At 72.6% G+C, this 13,334-nt stretch carries 15 protein-coding genes and 1 pseudogene; 8 read left to right on the top strand and 8 right to left on the bottom strand.

Annotated features, from left to right (window positions below; genetic code table 11):
* Positions 1–10: 10 nt before the first annotated feature.
* The 5 genes and pseudogenes from IE252_RS11845 to IE252_RS11825 form a co-directional block, all read right to left on the bottom strand.
* A complete protein-coding gene (locus tag IE252_RS11845; protein ID WP_190089312.1) occupies positions 11–889 on the bottom strand; it encodes a ligand-gated ion channel in 879 nt (292 codons plus the stop codon).
* Between the two features lie 380 nt (positions 890–1,269).
* Entirely contained in the window at positions 1,270–1,902 is a 633-nt protein-coding gene (locus tag IE252_RS11840; protein ID WP_190089311.1) for a disulfide bond formation protein B, read from the bottom strand.
* 31 nt (positions 1,903–1,933) lie between these two features.
* Positions 1,934–2,095, bottom strand: a complete 162-nt coding sequence (locus IE252_RS11835) for a hypothetical protein (RefSeq protein ID WP_190089310.1) — start codon at positions 2,093–2,095, stop codon at positions 1,934–1,936.
* A gap of 120 nt (positions 2,096–2,215) precedes the next feature.
* Entirely contained in the window at positions 2,216–2,674 is a 459-nt protein-coding gene (locus IE252_RS11830) for a cytidine deaminase family protein (protein ID WP_190089309.1), read from the bottom strand.
* A gap of 76 nt (positions 2,675–2,750) precedes the next feature.
* Positions 2,751–2,847, bottom strand: a pseudogene (locus IE252_RS11825) (ArsR family transcriptional regulator); the annotation flags it as partial.
* A gap of 364 nt (positions 2,848–3,211) precedes the next feature.
* On the opposite strand from IE252_RS11825, the gene IE252_RS11820 reads away from it, so the two are divergent.
* Positions 3,212–5,140: a helix-turn-helix domain-containing protein gene (locus IE252_RS11820; protein ID WP_190089308.1), complete on the top strand. Its 1,929-nt coding sequence runs from the start codon at positions 3,212–3,214 to the stop codon at positions 5,138–5,140.
* A gap of 57 nt (positions 5,141–5,197) precedes the next feature.
* On the opposite strand, the gene IE252_RS11815 is transcribed toward IE252_RS11820, so the two are convergent.
* The gene (locus tag IE252_RS11815) at positions 5,198–5,809 is read right to left on the bottom strand and encodes a TetR/AcrR family transcriptional regulator (protein ID WP_190089307.1); all 612 of its coding nucleotides are present in this window, start codon (positions 5,807–5,809) and stop codon (positions 5,198–5,200) included.
* Between the two features lie 307 nt (positions 5,810–6,116).
* Between IE252_RS11815 and IE252_RS11810 the strand changes: the two genes are divergently transcribed.
* Positions 6,117–6,764 (top strand): hemerythrin domain-containing protein, encoded by a 648-nt coding sequence (locus IE252_RS11810; protein WP_190089306.1) that lies wholly within the window; start codon positions 6,117–6,119, stop codon positions 6,762–6,764.
* Positions 6,765–6,874: 110 nt separating this feature from the next.
* Here IE252_RS11810 and IE252_RS11805 read toward each other — a convergent pair whose 3' ends face one another.
* Positions 6,875–7,738: an NAD(P)H-binding protein gene (locus tag IE252_RS11805; protein WP_190089305.1), complete on the bottom strand. Its 864-nt coding sequence runs from the start codon at positions 7,736–7,738 to the stop codon at positions 6,875–6,877.
* A 39-nt stretch (positions 7,739–7,777) separates the two neighbouring features.
* Complete coding sequence (locus IE252_RS11800) at positions 7,778–9,358, bottom strand: FAD-dependent monooxygenase (protein ID WP_229848237.1); 1,581 nt, start codon at positions 9,356–9,358, stop codon at positions 7,778–7,780.
* Positions 9,359–9,616: 258 nt separating this feature from the next.
* Here IE252_RS11800 and IE252_RS11795 point away from each other — a divergent pair, with 258 nt between their 5' ends.
* Genes IE252_RS11795 through IE252_RS11770 form a run of 6 tightly spaced genes read left to right on the top strand, consistent with a single transcriptional unit; the run spans position 9,617 to position 13,250 of the window.
* A complete protein-coding gene (locus IE252_RS11795) occupies positions 9,617–9,928 on the top strand; it encodes an antibiotic biosynthesis monooxygenase family protein (protein ID WP_101386545.1) in 312 nt (103 codons plus the stop codon).
* Positions 9,925–10,404, top strand: a complete 480-nt coding sequence (locus IE252_RS11790) for a nuclear transport factor 2 family protein (protein WP_229848235.1) — start codon at positions 9,925–9,927, stop codon at positions 10,402–10,404. The genes IE252_RS11795 and IE252_RS11790 overlap by 4 nt, the downstream gene beginning before the upstream one ends.
* A 4-nt stretch (positions 10,405–10,408) precedes the next feature.
* Positions 10,409–10,924, top strand: a complete 516-nt coding sequence (locus IE252_RS11785; RefSeq protein WP_190089303.1) for a nuclear transport factor 2 family protein — start codon at positions 10,409–10,411, stop codon at positions 10,922–10,924.
* Positions 10,905–11,366 (top strand): nuclear transport factor 2 family protein, encoded by a 462-nt coding sequence (locus tag IE252_RS11780; RefSeq protein WP_190089302.1) that lies wholly within the window; start codon positions 10,905–10,907, stop codon positions 11,364–11,366. Before IE252_RS11785 ends, IE252_RS11780 begins: the two co-directional genes overlap by 20 nt.
* The gene (locus IE252_RS11775; protein WP_229848233.1) at positions 11,363–12,139 is read left to right on the top strand and encodes an SDR family NAD(P)-dependent oxidoreductase; all 777 of its coding nucleotides are present in this window, start codon (positions 11,363–11,365) and stop codon (positions 12,137–12,139) included. Before IE252_RS11780 ends, IE252_RS11775 begins: the two co-directional genes overlap by 4 nt.
* 55 nt (positions 12,140–12,194) lie before the next feature.
* Entirely contained in the window at positions 12,195–13,250 is a 1,056-nt protein-coding gene (locus IE252_RS11770) for an LLM class flavin-dependent oxidoreductase (protein WP_190089301.1), read from the top strand.
* Positions 13,251–13,334: the final 84 nt, after the last annotated feature.

Below are 13,334 nucleotides of genomic sequence, written 5' to 3'. Positions count from 1 at the left end.
TGACGGAGGCTCAGCGGCACGCCGCCAGCGCGACCAGTCCCCCGCACGTCACCGCGTACGCGGCGAGTCCGATCCACGCTCCCCGGCGGCTGAGCCGCTCCGCCCGTGCCGTGCTGCCGCCCCGGGCGGTCCAGCGCCAGGCCAGGACGGTGCCGGCCACGGCGAGCAGGAGGAAGGCAAGGGTGGCCAGGTGGAGCCAGTCCATCAGGGTCAGCCCGCTGGTGCTGGAGACCGTCGAGTCGACCTGCTGCCCGTTCAGCACCACCACGAACAGGCCCCCGCCGAGCACCCCGAGCCGGCTGTGCATGCCCTCCAGCCGCTCGGCGGTCACCAGCTCCTCGTCGGCCGAGGAGACCAGGAAGGTGGCGGCGGCGATGAGCAGCGCGAGGTAGAGCGGGGTGGTGAGCTTCCAGAAGGCCGTCGGATCGGCGCGGGCCACGTCGATCTGGATGCGGACGCGGCTGTAGGTGCTGCCGTGGCGCAGGCCGCGGTCGCCGTAGTTGGTCGCGTAGTGCTGGTCCACCGCGGTCAGACGGAAGCCGGTGACCCGCCAGCCGGGCGGGCGGATCTCCGGGTTGAGCGAGGAGTCGGCCGCGTCCGGCGCGAAGCGGAAGCGGGTGGTGTCGTCCGGCGCGGTCACCAGGACCTCGATGCGGTGCCGGTCGAAGGGGAAGTCGCGTACGTCCCACTCCTGGCGGAAGCTCGACTGCACCAGCACCTGGTCGAGCACCTGCCCGCCCCGGTCGACCACGTGCGGCTCCGAGGTCACCGGGTCGTCGGCGTTGGTCAGGGAGACGTGCGGCAGCGGGTCGGAGCTCCGGTCCGGGCAGATCGTCCACAGCCACAGCCGTGCGGAGAACCGGTTCCTGACCGGGTCGATGTCGAACAAGTCGCTGAAGTAGGCGCCCAGTTCGCAGTGGGCCGCGCCCGCGCGCGGGTGCGGCGGCGTACGCGGCGGGGGCGGCCAGGGCCCAGAACGCCCACGCGCCGAAGGCGGCGGCGAGTACGGCCCCCAGCAGGGACAGGACGGCGTGGCACTTGCGCGCACACGGCTGCGCGATCAGAGGCTCCGTGACCGGGGGTTGCGCGACCCGGGGTTCCGCGACCATAGACGACCATCGTCGCCCGCCTCGGCCGGACCTGGACAGTCCCGTGGAGCGGATGCGCCGGTGTGGGGGACGTCTCCGCGTCCGAATGCGGGCGCGGGCGGCCGTACGCCTCTTCCCCGGCCGAGGTCGGGGTCGGCCGGGGAAGAGGCGGGTCCGGGGGTCAGAGGAGGTCGGTGATGAGCCGGTAGCTGGTGGGGTCACCGGGCATCTGCCAGTGGAAGCCCTGGAGGACGAAGCAGGCCACGAGGTTGCTGGCCGCGAAGGCGAGCAGCACGGCGAGGGTCACGGCCGAGGCCCTGCGCAGGGCGGGCGAGGCGACGCCGGCGTCCAGGGGCTCGGCCTCGGGGGCCAGGAACAGGGCGGCTCCGGCGGCGACCGCGGCGGCAAGGAAGGCGATCAGGGCCCAGGTGTACAGGTGCAGGCCGAACAGGGCGCCGGCGTACCCGGGGTCCGGGGGCACGATGTGCATCAGGACCTGGGTGGCCGAGACGGTGCTCCCGATCAGCGCGGCCACCACGGCCCACCCCCAGCCGGCGGCGAACTCGCGGGTGGTCACCGCGCCGTTGCGCGAGCGGGCGATGATCCAGGCCGGGCCGACCGCGCTGAGCAGGAAGAACATCCGCTGGAGCAGACACATGGGGCAGGGGTACTCCCCCAGCCCGAACTGGAAGAAGTAGGCACCGGCGAGGGTGCCGCACATGCCCAGGACGTAGGCGTGGGCGAACCACAGTCCGAGGCGGTGCGAGAGGCCGGCCGAGGTGGCGGGGGCGGGGGCGGTGAGTGTGGCGGTCATGGTGAGGTCTCCTCCTCCGAGGGCGTACGGCTCAGAGGGCGATGTGGAAGGTGTGGTCCAGGACGTGGGGCAGGAACGCCAGCACCGTGGCGGCCAGGGTTCCCGTCCACAGGAGCATCCGGAACCGGCGGGGCCACTCGCGGAGCACCGCCAGGACGCACAAGAAGATGAGGAGGAAGAGGAGGGTGTACATGGTGTCCCTGCTTCAGCGGAAGGCTTACGACCTCACCCTCCGCCCGCGCCCCGCACCCCGGTAGGGGCTATGGGTCGATGGACCCATAGCCCCGCTCTATGAGTGCGCTTCGCCACCCCGTTACGGCGTGCCGGGCCGTTCGCCGTCGTCCGCCTTCGAGGCCCCGTCCGGGCTCCACGCGTAGGCGAACGGCACGAGGTCCTTGATCGCCACGCTTGCCACGACGCCCCCGGCCGTGGGCAGGATCACGCGGATGCCGGGGTGGTAGTCGAAGAGGACCTGCCGGTCCCTGCCGCACGGGCCCACGACACCGCGGCCGAGGTTGCCGACGGCGACGATCGTGGAGAGCTCCCGGGCGCCACAGGCGCGCGCGTTGCCGAGGGCGACGAGCTCCGCGCAGGGGCCGCCGGTGAAGTGGTAGAGGTTGATGCCGCCGTACATCGCACCGTCGGCCGCGCGGACGGCGGCGCCCATGGTGTGGACGCCGTCCTCCCCGTCGGTGTTCGCGTCGACGATGTCACGCGCGAAGTCGATGAGCTCGCGGTCGGCCGCGGTCAGTTCGTGGGTCGGGATGTGCATCCCCGCAGGTTACGGACGTGCGGCTCGGGCCGCGAACGGATTGGCGTCGGCCCTCGCCGCCCGGGCGGGTCCACAGGCGTTCGACCTTCTGGATCCATCGCTCCCTGGATCTCGTGGAGCGGCACCGGGTTGAGGTAATGGAGCTTCTCGCGGCCCCGGCGGACCGTACTGACGCTCGCGTGTCAAGTTCCGGAAGCCCGTCCGGAGCCCCATCAGCGGCGATTCCCGAGGCGCCGCACAGTTCTGGCCAAAACACGGGAAATTACTTGATCGCGCCATCGTGATGAAGTCCTAATGGCCGCGGGGGGTCCTGTCGTGGTGACGAAGAATGCAGCCGGAGAACTCAAGAGCAGGTCAGCGGTGCCGCTTCCGCCCTGCCGTTCGACCCGCCGACCACGGCGCACCCCCGGGCGCCGTGCGTTCTTCCGCCGGGCGACGGACCGGCGGAGACTGGACACCCCCCATCACCCCCAGTCGCTCTGTCGCATCGGCGCCACCCGTCGGCGGAGCATCCCCCTGCGCACAGTACGGAGTGAGATGTCCGAAGACACGGCCACCCTGAGCGGTGCCGTCACCTATCTGGAACTCCTGGCGATGCGGGCCTCCCGCGGAGCCTTCAGTCAACCGGCGCTGCAGGCACGGCGGGGAGGCGCTCCGCCCCACGTCGTGGACGACCTCGAACGGGCCGAGCAACTCGCCCTCGGGGTCGAGCAGCAGATGGCCGACCTGGAGCGGCGCAAGAACGAGCTCGCGCTGCTGATGGACACCACCCGGGCCCTGGCCGAGCAGGAGGACCTCGACTCGCTGCTCACCACCCTGGTGCGCCGCACCCGGCTCCTGCTGCACGTGGACATGGCCTGGGTGCTGCTCCTCGACGGCGAGGACGGGTCGTGCATCCGCGCCGCCGACGGCGCTATCTCCGTGCTCGGCGGGGTCGCCCGCGTCCCCGTCTGGCAGGGCCTGAACGCCATCGACGCGGTGGGCCAGTCGCCGGTGTGGACCTCCGACTGCCACCGGAACGACACGATCCCGCGCTCCGACCACATCGAGGCCGTCGTCGTCGAGGAGGGCCTGACGGCGCTGGTCGCGGTGCCGCTGCGCAGCGCGGGCAAGGTGGTGGGCGTGCTCTTCGGCGGCGACCGGGTCGCCCGCTCGTACACGGCGGACGAGGTCGCGACGATGTCCACCGTCGCCAACTACGCCACCGCCGCCGTGCAGTCGGTCCAGGCCCTGGAGAACGCCCGCGGCCGGGTCGCCGAGCTGGCCGCCGAGGTCGACCGGCTGCGCGCCCGGGAGCGGACGCAGCGGGAGACGGCGCTCAGCGGCGGGCAGCTGGTCGAACTCGCCCTCGGCGGAGCCGATGTGAAGGCGTTCGCCGCCGCCGCGGTCAAGGAGCTCGACGGCTCGGTGTGGCTGCGTGACGAGAACGACGACACGATGGCCCGCACCGGCGGCGAGTGGGACGACGAGGAGGAGCTGGCCGCCGCGACCTTCACGGCGCGCGCCGAGCAGCGCGTCGTCCACCTGGACGACGGCACCGCGGTGGTGCCCGTGCGGGCGGGCGAGGAGGACCGGGGCGCGTTCGTCCTGCGCTGCCCGGCGGGCCGGACTCCCGACCTGGACCTGGTCCGGTACGCGGTCCAGGCGGCGGCGATCCTGGTCACGCTCAACCGCGGCACCGAGTCCGCCGACCGCAAGTTCCGCGACGAGGCGCTGGACCGGCTGCTCAACGGCGTCCCGTTCAGCCGCCGCTGTCAGCGCCGCCTCAAGGGGCTCGGGCTCGACCTGAGCCGTCGGCACGCCGTGATCGTCACCCAGCTGCCGGTCGGCGGCGGCCACGCCCTGTCGACCTGGACGTCGACCTTCGTCTGGCTCCGCGGGGGCGCCAGAACGGTCCACAACGGCCATCTCGTGATCCTGCTGCCGCACTCCGACGCGCGCGAGGCCGCCCGCGACGTGAAGCAGCGCCTGGCCAAGACGCTCGGCCGGCCGGTCGCGGTGGGCGCGGCCTCGGCCTGCGGCGGCCCGGAGGAGCTCCGCGCCGCGTACCAGGAGGCCGCCGCCTGTCTGGACGTCCTGACGATCCTCGGCAAGGAGGACGCGGACACTCCGGCGATGGCCGACGAACTCGGCTTCGTCGGCATGCTGCTGGGCGGCAGTCGGGACATCGGCGCGTTCATCGAGCAGACGCTCGGCCCGATCCTCACCTACGACGAGCGGCGCTCCACCAATCTCGCCGCCACCCTGGAGGCGTACTTCGCGGCGGGCGCCAGTCCCACGTACGCGGCCGAGGCGCTGCGGGTGCACACCAACACGGTGGCCCGGCGCCTGGAGCGCGTCTCGCAGCTGCTCGGCCCCGAGTGGCAGCAGCCGGGCCCGGCCCTGGAGATCCAGCTGGCCCTGCGCCTGTCCAAGGTCAGCGCGTCGCTGCGGGGCCAGGCGGTGGCCGGGCAGGTCGTGCGCTGACCCCGCTCCAGGAGGCTCCCCGCCCGCCCCGGTACGCGTACCGGGGCGGGTTCCGGTTCAGGTGGGGGCGTGGGCGGCGAGGAAGTCGTCGACCACGCGCTCGATGTACTCGGCGGTGACCGCCCGCCCGGCGAGCAGTCGCCGGTACATCAGCGGGCCCGCCAGCTGGTCGACCGCCAGGTCCGCATCGAGGTCCGCGGCCAGCTCGCCCCGGGCCTTGGCCGCGTCGAGCACGGTACGGAAGACGCGGGAGCCCTCGCGGTAGAGCGCCTCCTTGAGCCGGGCGAAGACCGGGTCGACCCCGGCGCGCTCGATGACCGCGCGCAGCCCTCTGTCGCTCACCGGATCGTGCAGCAGGCGGCGCAGCCCGTCGAGTTCGCGGATGAGGTCGTCGCGCAGGACGCCCGTCGGCGGGGTGTGCGCGGTGGAGATCCGTTCGGCGATGACGTCCCGGACCAGGCCCGAGGCGTCGGGCCAGTGGCGGTAGAGAGTCGTACGGCCCACTCCGCTGCGGGCGGCGACGGCGACATGGGTGACGGCCGACCAGCCCTGCTCGATGAGCAGGTCCCGAGCGGCGGCCAGGGCGGCGGCCCGGCTGCGCTCGGCGCGCGGGTCGGGGCCGCGGCCCGGCGCGTCGGAGGTGCGGCTCGGCTCGGTGGGCGCGGACATCCGGCTCCGTCCTGTCGTCGTGGTGGCACGAGTGTAAGGGGCGCGGCCCGGGTTGCTGTGTCTCCTTCCGCTGACGTATGCGCAGGTCACGCGTACCGCAGCTGCGGCTTGTCCCGCCGTGCGACCCACTGTCCGACCACCTTCCCCGACGAAGCTTTATGGAACAGCTTGCCCCACACCTTACTGTGGGGCAAGCTGTTCCATAGGTTCGGAGCAACGTGCACCGTTCAGTGCCGGCCCGGCGTCTTCCCCCACCGCCGCAACGACCGCAGCGACACCCGACCCGTTTTGTGAGAGGACCCCTGCCATGACCGCCACCGAGGGCCGCGCCCAGCCCGATCTGACGCTGATGTACGCGACCCACGACGCCTTCCGGCGCGACCTGGGCCTGCTGGCCGCGGCCGCCCGGGACAACGGCACCGCGCCCGGCTCGGCCTTCCGGACCGGGTGGGAGACCTTCCAGACGTTCCTGACGATCCACCACACCGCCGAGGACAAGGTGCTGTGGCCGCTGATGCGCGCCAAGCTCGCCGACGACCCGGCGCGGTTGCGGCTGCTCGACGAGATGGACGACGAGCACGAGGCCCTCGACCCGCTCCTCGATGCCGTCGAGGACGTACTGGCCCAGCGGCAGCAGGAGCGGCTGCCCGCCCTGATCTCCACCGTGGCCGACAAGCTGGCCCACCACCTCGAACACGAGGAGCGGGCGGCGCTGCCCGTGGTCCTTTCGGTGCTCAGCGCCCAGGAGTACGACACGTTCGGCGCCGAGCAGCGGCGCATGCTGGGGGTCAAGGGCGGCGCCCTGTACTTCCCCTGGGTGCTCGACGGCGCCTCCGAGGAGACGCAGCGCACCGCGCTCGGAGTGGTGCCGCCTCCGGTGCGCTTCCTCTACAAGGCCGTGTGGCGCCCGCGCTACCAGAAGCGCACCCGGGCCTTCGCCCAGGCCGCCGCCTGACACCCCTCCGGCTCCGGCGAACACGACGGTGCCCGGCGTCCATCCGATGGACGCCGGGCACCTTGCCGTAACAGCCTTACCGGTCAAGCGAAGTCAGCAGGGAGCGAGGCTCAGGCGAAGTCGGCCGTGTGCGCCTCGGCCCAGTCCCGGAAGCTGCGCGCCCGGCGGCCGAGCACGCCCTGCACGTCCGGGAACAGCCGCCCGCGGAAGTCGTCGCCCGATTCGAGCGCCTTCCGCAGCGCCGCCACCACGCCGTCGGCGGTGGCCTCCCCGTACAGCCCCGCCATGACCGCGCGGTGCTCCTCGATCGAGATCTGCTCGAAGCGCAGCTTCCGGCCGAGCACCGACCCGAGCACCGCCACCTGCTCACGGGCCGTCAGCGCCTCGGGGCCGGTCAGCGCGTAGGTGCGGCCCTCGTGGCCCGGCTCGGTCAGCGCGCGCACCGCCACGTCGGCGATGTCCTGCGGGTCCACCAGCGCCTCGGGCAGATCGGCGACGGGGCTGCGCACCACGCCGTCCCCGCGCGCCGCGTCCGCCCAGCCGAGGGCGACCGTCATGAAGCCGTTGGGGCGCAGGATCGTCCAGGCCAGGCCCGACTCGGTGAGCGCCTTCTCGGCCTGGCGGTGCCACAGGCCCAGCGGGGTGTCGTTCTCCTCCTCGACCTCCGCGACACCGAGCGTGGACAGCTGCACGATGTGCTCGACGCCCGTCTTGCGGGCCACGGCGACCAGATTCGCGTCGTGGGTGCGCTTGTTGTGGCCGAGCGACATGAGGAAGACCTTCCGCACGCCGTCGAGCGCGTCCGGCAGCGTGTCGGGCAGGCCCAGGTCGGCGCCCACCACCTCTATGCCGGACGGGAGCCCGGCGCGGGCGGGGTCGCGGGTCAGGGCCCGTACGGAATGGCCCGCCGCGTGCAGGCGCGCCAGCACCTTGCCGCCGATGTTGCCGGTCGCCCCGGTCACCAAAATGGTCATGGTCGCAGTCTCCGATTCAGCTGAGGGAAGGTTCTGTGGTCAGGTGGCGGGGCGGTCCAGGACCGTGCGCAGGGCGTCCTCCAGGCCCGAAGTCCCGGAGTCGTCCGCCGCGCGCCAGGCGATGAAGCGGTCGGGGCGCACCAGGGCCGCGCCCGTGGGCGTCACGCCGTAGCTCTTCTCCCAGCCGCTCGCCCGGTGCACGGCGATCTCGATGCCGAGCCGCCCGGCGGCGCTCTTCGCGGCGGCCTCCCACCCGGTGGCGTCGGCCCCGGCGAGCAGGACGAAGGAGCGGCCGAACAGGGCGGTGGTGGAGCCGCCGCCGTCGAGCCGTACGTACGGCGCCCGTGAGCCGGGGCGGCCGGTGGGGGCCGTCGGGTCCTCCAGGAGCTCGCCCTCGTCGCCCGGCTCCAGGACCACGGCGCCCTGGGCGCAGCGGTAGCCGAAGACCTGGACGACGGGGTGGATGGGCTCGGCCGCCGTGCCGTCGTCGAGGTCGGGGCCCAGGCGCTCCACGGTGTTGGCGAACTGCTGCTCCGCGATCATGTCGGAGACCGGCCTGCGCTCCGCGTCGTGGCTGGCGAGCAGCCCCGGGCCGGCCTGCCCCCGGACGGTCAGGGCCAGCTTCCAGGCGAGGTAGAAGCCGTCCATGATGGCCGTGTTGCCGCCGAGCCCGCCGGGCGCCGGCACCACCTTCGCCGCGTCGCCCACCAGGTGCACCCGCCCGACGGAGAACCGGTCCGCGACCTCGCACACGATCTCGGTGCGGCCCGAGCCCGCCACCGTCAGCTCCAGGTCGGGCATGCCCAGACCGGTGCGTACGAGGGCGGCGCACTGCTCCTCGGTCCAGTCGCGGAAGTCGGGCTGGTCCTTGGTCATGCCGTGGATGTATCCGTACCGGCCGGGGATGTCCGTGGTGTAGAAGACGCCCGGCACCGGCTGCAGGAGGTGGAACAGGGCGAACCTCTGCCCCTCGGTCACGCCTCCCTCCAGGCCCTTGAGGGGGCCGCTCATGTCCGCGTCGAAGAACACCCGGAAGACCTCGCCGAGCCGTCCGCGCCCGTGGATGCCGACGCCCAGGGCCCGGCGAGCTGGGCTCTTGCGGCCGTCGGCCGCCACCATGTGGTCGGCGCGCACGGTGCGTTCGGCGCCGGTGGCCACGTCGCGCAGGAGCGCGGTGACCCCGTCGGCGTCCTGGGTGAAGGAGACCAGCTCGGTGCCGAAGGCGAGTTCGGCGCCGAGCTCGCGGGCGCGCTCGGCGAGGATGACCTCGGTGTGCTCCTGGCTGGCCATCGCCCAGTCCTCGGGCGAGACGTGGCCCATGCTCATCTCGCCCTGCGTCATGATGCCGCGCAGCACCGGGCCGGAGAGGGTCTCGGCGAGCGCCATGTAGAAGTCGCCGGTGCCGCCCGGCGAGGCGGCGGTGATCCGGTCGGCCACGCCGCCGATGCGTAGCGCCTCCATCGTGTGCGGGTACTGCCCGCGCGCCTTCATCACGACGGAGGTGCCGGGGTGTTTCTCGACCAGCAGCGGCCGGACGCCGTGCAGGCCGAGGAAGAGCGCGGTGGACAGGCCTGACAGACCGCCGCCGGCGATGAGGACGGGCACGGATGCCTCGGACACGGACACTCCCGGGTTCGGTGGACAAGACGGTGCCCTCAGCATCGGCAGCCGGGACGGTGACCGGATCGGGGCGCGATACCGACGGGCTGGGGGCCCGGTCGTGGCGTACGGGCGCCGCCGTCCTCCAACGAGTCACCAACCAGGCATCAGCGGCGGGGCGGAGTGTGGAGAGCGCCCCCGGAGCCACCACCCACGGGCCGGAGCCGTCCGGCCCGCGCCGGTGGCCGGGGTCACCGTTCGTCCTAACGAGGAGTCTTCGTGGTCGTCTTCGTCAACAAGCTGACGCTCATCGGCAAGCCCGAGGAGCTGGAGCGGATCTACGCGCACGTCGCCGAGTTCATGGAGGTGCAGCCCGGTCTGATCCGCTACCAGCTGATCCGCTCCCAGAAGGAGCCGGGCACCTACTTCAACGTGGCCGAGTGGGACAGCAAGGAGTCCTTCGACACGGCGCTGGCCGAGCCCGAGTTCCGGGCCCGCCTCAAGGCGCTGGGCACCGTCATCAAGGGCGAGCCGCACCTGAGCGACGTCGTCGTCGAGGGCGTCGCCCGCGAGGCCGGAGCGGCCCGATGACCCCCGACGTCGCCGCGGTCATGGCGTCCGCCGGCACGCATGTGCCCGCCGTCTCGGCGGACACGTACGCCCAGATCCTCCAGTTCTACGCCCGCCACATGCAGCTGCTCGACGCGGGTGAGGCGGAGGAGTGGGCACAGGGCTTCACCGAGGACGGGGTGTTCGCGCAGAACGTCAAGCCCGAGCCGTGGAAGGGCCGTTCGCACATCGCCACCTCCATGCGGCGCGGCGTCGACCGGCTCGCGGGACGCAACGTCCAGCGCCGGCACTGGTTCTCCATGGTGGTCGCGACCCCCGAGAGCGCCGACGCCGGGGAGGAGGAGGCGGTCCGCACCCAGTACTACGCGGTCGTCTTCGAGACCCCGCACGGCGGCAAGGCCTCGGTGTATCTGAGCACCACCGGCGAGGACGTCCTGGTCCGGCGGTCCGGCCGGTGGCTGATCAAGCACCGCGACATCAACCACGACGGGTCCTGACCCGATGGCGCCCCCGCCCCCGGACACCGCGGACGGCCGCCTCTACGACGAGGTCCAGCGGTTCTACGCCCGCCAGGTGCGCCTCCTGGGCGACGGCGACGTGGACCGCTGGGCGCTCACCTTCACCGAGGACGCCGTCTTCGAGCAGGAGGCCCCGGCGGACAAGGTCTTCGCCGGGAACGCGCCGCCCGTACGCACCGGGCGCGCCGCCATCGCGGCGGCGGCCCGCGGAGCGGTCGGCGAGCGCCGGGCGGACGGGCGGGTACGGCGGTATCTGATCGGGATGCTGACCGTGCGCCCCGCCCCGGACGGCGCCGTGCACACCCGCTACGACGCGGTGCTCGTACAGACCCCGCGAGGCGGTCCCTGCGAGCTCCACTTGAGCACCACCGGGCGGGACGAGCTGGTCCGTCACGACGACGGCTGGCTCGTCCGGCACCGGGTCAACTCCCACGACAGCGTGGCCGGTTCGCACACCGGCACCGAGCAGGAGGAACACCATGGCCGATCTGACACGTGAGCGGGTGGAGGCTGCCTACGCGGCCCTCATGACCGGCGACCGCGACAAGATCACCGAATACTGGTCCGAGGACCTGCGCTTCCAGATGCCCGGCAACCACCAGTTCGCCGGCTGGTTCAACGGCCTGGACGACTACCTCCAGAAGATGGGGAAGCTGGGCGAGGCGTGCGGCGGCCGCATCGAGGCCGAGACGCAGCACATCCTGATCAACGAGGCGGAGGGCGTCTCCGTCGACATCTACCGCCTCGACGGTTACCGCGCGCACGCCGAGGAGGGCACCGTCTCCCCGTACGAGCGGCTCCAGGTCGAGGGCGTGCACATGCTGCGCTGGGAGAACGGGAAGATCGTCGAGGGGCGCAGCGCCCTGTTCGCCGACGGTGTCACGCGGGGCAACCTGTGGTGGTCGCCGGTCGGCACCGACGGAGAGCGCACGGAGCTGTGACCGGCCCGGCCACGGGCGCGGACACGGGCCTGGCCGGGCGGTGCGTCGTCGTCACCGGGGCCGGCACCGGGATCGGGCGGGCGGTGGCGCACGCCTTCGCCGACGAGGGCGCCCGGGTCCTGGTGGTGGGGCGCGGCGCCGCCCGGCTCGCCGAGACGGCGGCCGGGCGCCCCGGGATCCACCCGTTCGCCGCCGACGTCTCCACGCCGGACGGGCCGCGGCTCGTCGTGGAGGCGGCCGTACGCGAACTGGGCGGCCTCGACGTCCTGGTGAACAACGCCGTGACCATGCGGTCCGCCCCGCTCGGCACCATCGAGGCGGACGACACCCACCGCCAGGTGGCCACCAACCTGCTCGCGCCGCTCTTCCTCACCCAGGAAGCGCTCCCCCACCTCGAAGCGGCCAAGGGCACCGTCCTCAACGTCACCACCGCCGGCAACCAGCGCGGCTGGCCCGGCCATTCCGTCTACGGCGCCACCAAGGCGGCGCTCGACTTCCTCACCCGCACATGGGCGCTCGAACTCGCGCCGCGCGGCATCCGGGTCGCCGCCGTGGCCCCCGGGCCCGTGGAGACCCCGATCGGCGAGCACGCCGGCCTCGACGCCGCGGGCATCGAGCGGATGCGCGAGCGCCAGCGCGCCCGGGTGCCGCTCGGCCGGGTCGGGCAGCCCGAGGAGATCGCCTGGTGGCTGGTCCACCTGGCGCGCCCCGAGGCGTCCTTCGCCACCGGCCTCGTGCTGCCGGTGGACGGCGGCGCCGGGGTCGTGTTCTGACCGCACCGCCCAACGACATACCAGACCAACACGTCTGCGACGACACGGAGTAGCAATGGAATTCGGTATCAATTTCTTCCCCACCGTCGGTCCGGAGGAGAAGCCCGCCGATGTGTACTTCGACGAGGCCCTGCGGCTCGTGGAGCTCGCCGAGGAGCTCGGCTACGACCACATCAAGACCGTGGAGCACTACTTCTTCAAGTACGGCGGCTACAGCCCGGACCCGGTGACCTTCCTGGCCGCCGCGGCCGCCCGCACCAGCCGCATCAAGCTGGTCACCGGCGCGGTGATCCCGGCCTTCACGCACCCGCTGAAGCTGGCCGGCAAGCTCGCCATGCTGGACAACATCTCCAAGGGCCGCCTCCAGGTGGGCTTCGGCCGGGCGTTCCTGCCGGACGAGTTCGACGCCTTCGAGCTGGCCATGGACGAGAGCCGGCCCCGGTTCCTGGACGGCCTGCGCGCCTGCCAGAAGCTGTGGTCCGAGGAGAACGTGGTCTGGGACAGCGAGTTCTACAAGTTCGGCCCGGTCACCCTGCTCCCGAGGCCCTACCAGCGCCCGCACCCGAGGATCCTGGTGGCCGCGGCCATCACGCCCTCGTCCTGCGAGCAGGCGGGCCACGACGGCCACGGGCTGCTGCTCGTGCCGTCCATCTCCAAGCGCGAGAAGGTGCAGGAGATGCTCACGCTGTACCGCAAGGCGTACGCCGACGCGGGCCACGCGCCGGGCGGCGACGAGGTGCACCTGAGCTACGGCTGCTACCTCAGCGAGGACTCCGCCGAGGCGATGGCCAAGGGCCGTGAGTACTCGCAGCGCACCAACGCCGTGATGGTCGACGCCGTCGCCGCCTGGGGCACCCGCCGCAGCGAGGGCTACGCCGGGTACGAGGCCATCGTCGACAAGATCAAGAAGTCCGACTTCGACAAGTCGGTGGCCGAGAACAAGACGCTGGTGGGCACCCCCGCCGAGGTCACCGAGCGGCTGCGCACCATCCGCGAGTGGTACGGCGACGTCACCATCAGCCTCCAGATGATCTCCGGCAACCCGCCCTACGAGGAGACGGCCCGCACCGCCCGGCTCTTCGCCGAGCAGGTCATCCCGAACTTCCGGTAGACACACGGCACTTCGCGCCACGCGCGCGGGCACGAGGAAGGGGCTCCCCCGAAACCATCGGGGGAGCCCCTCTCGTATGTCCGC

Source organism: Streptomyces melanogenes (assembly GCF_014649795.1).
GTDB classification, from domain to species: domain Bacteria; phylum Actinomycetota; class Actinomycetes; order Streptomycetales; family Streptomycetaceae; genus Streptomyces; species Streptomyces noboritoensis.
Note: the sequence above shows the minus strand (reverse complement) of the source record. Positions and strands in the feature narration are given on the sequence as shown.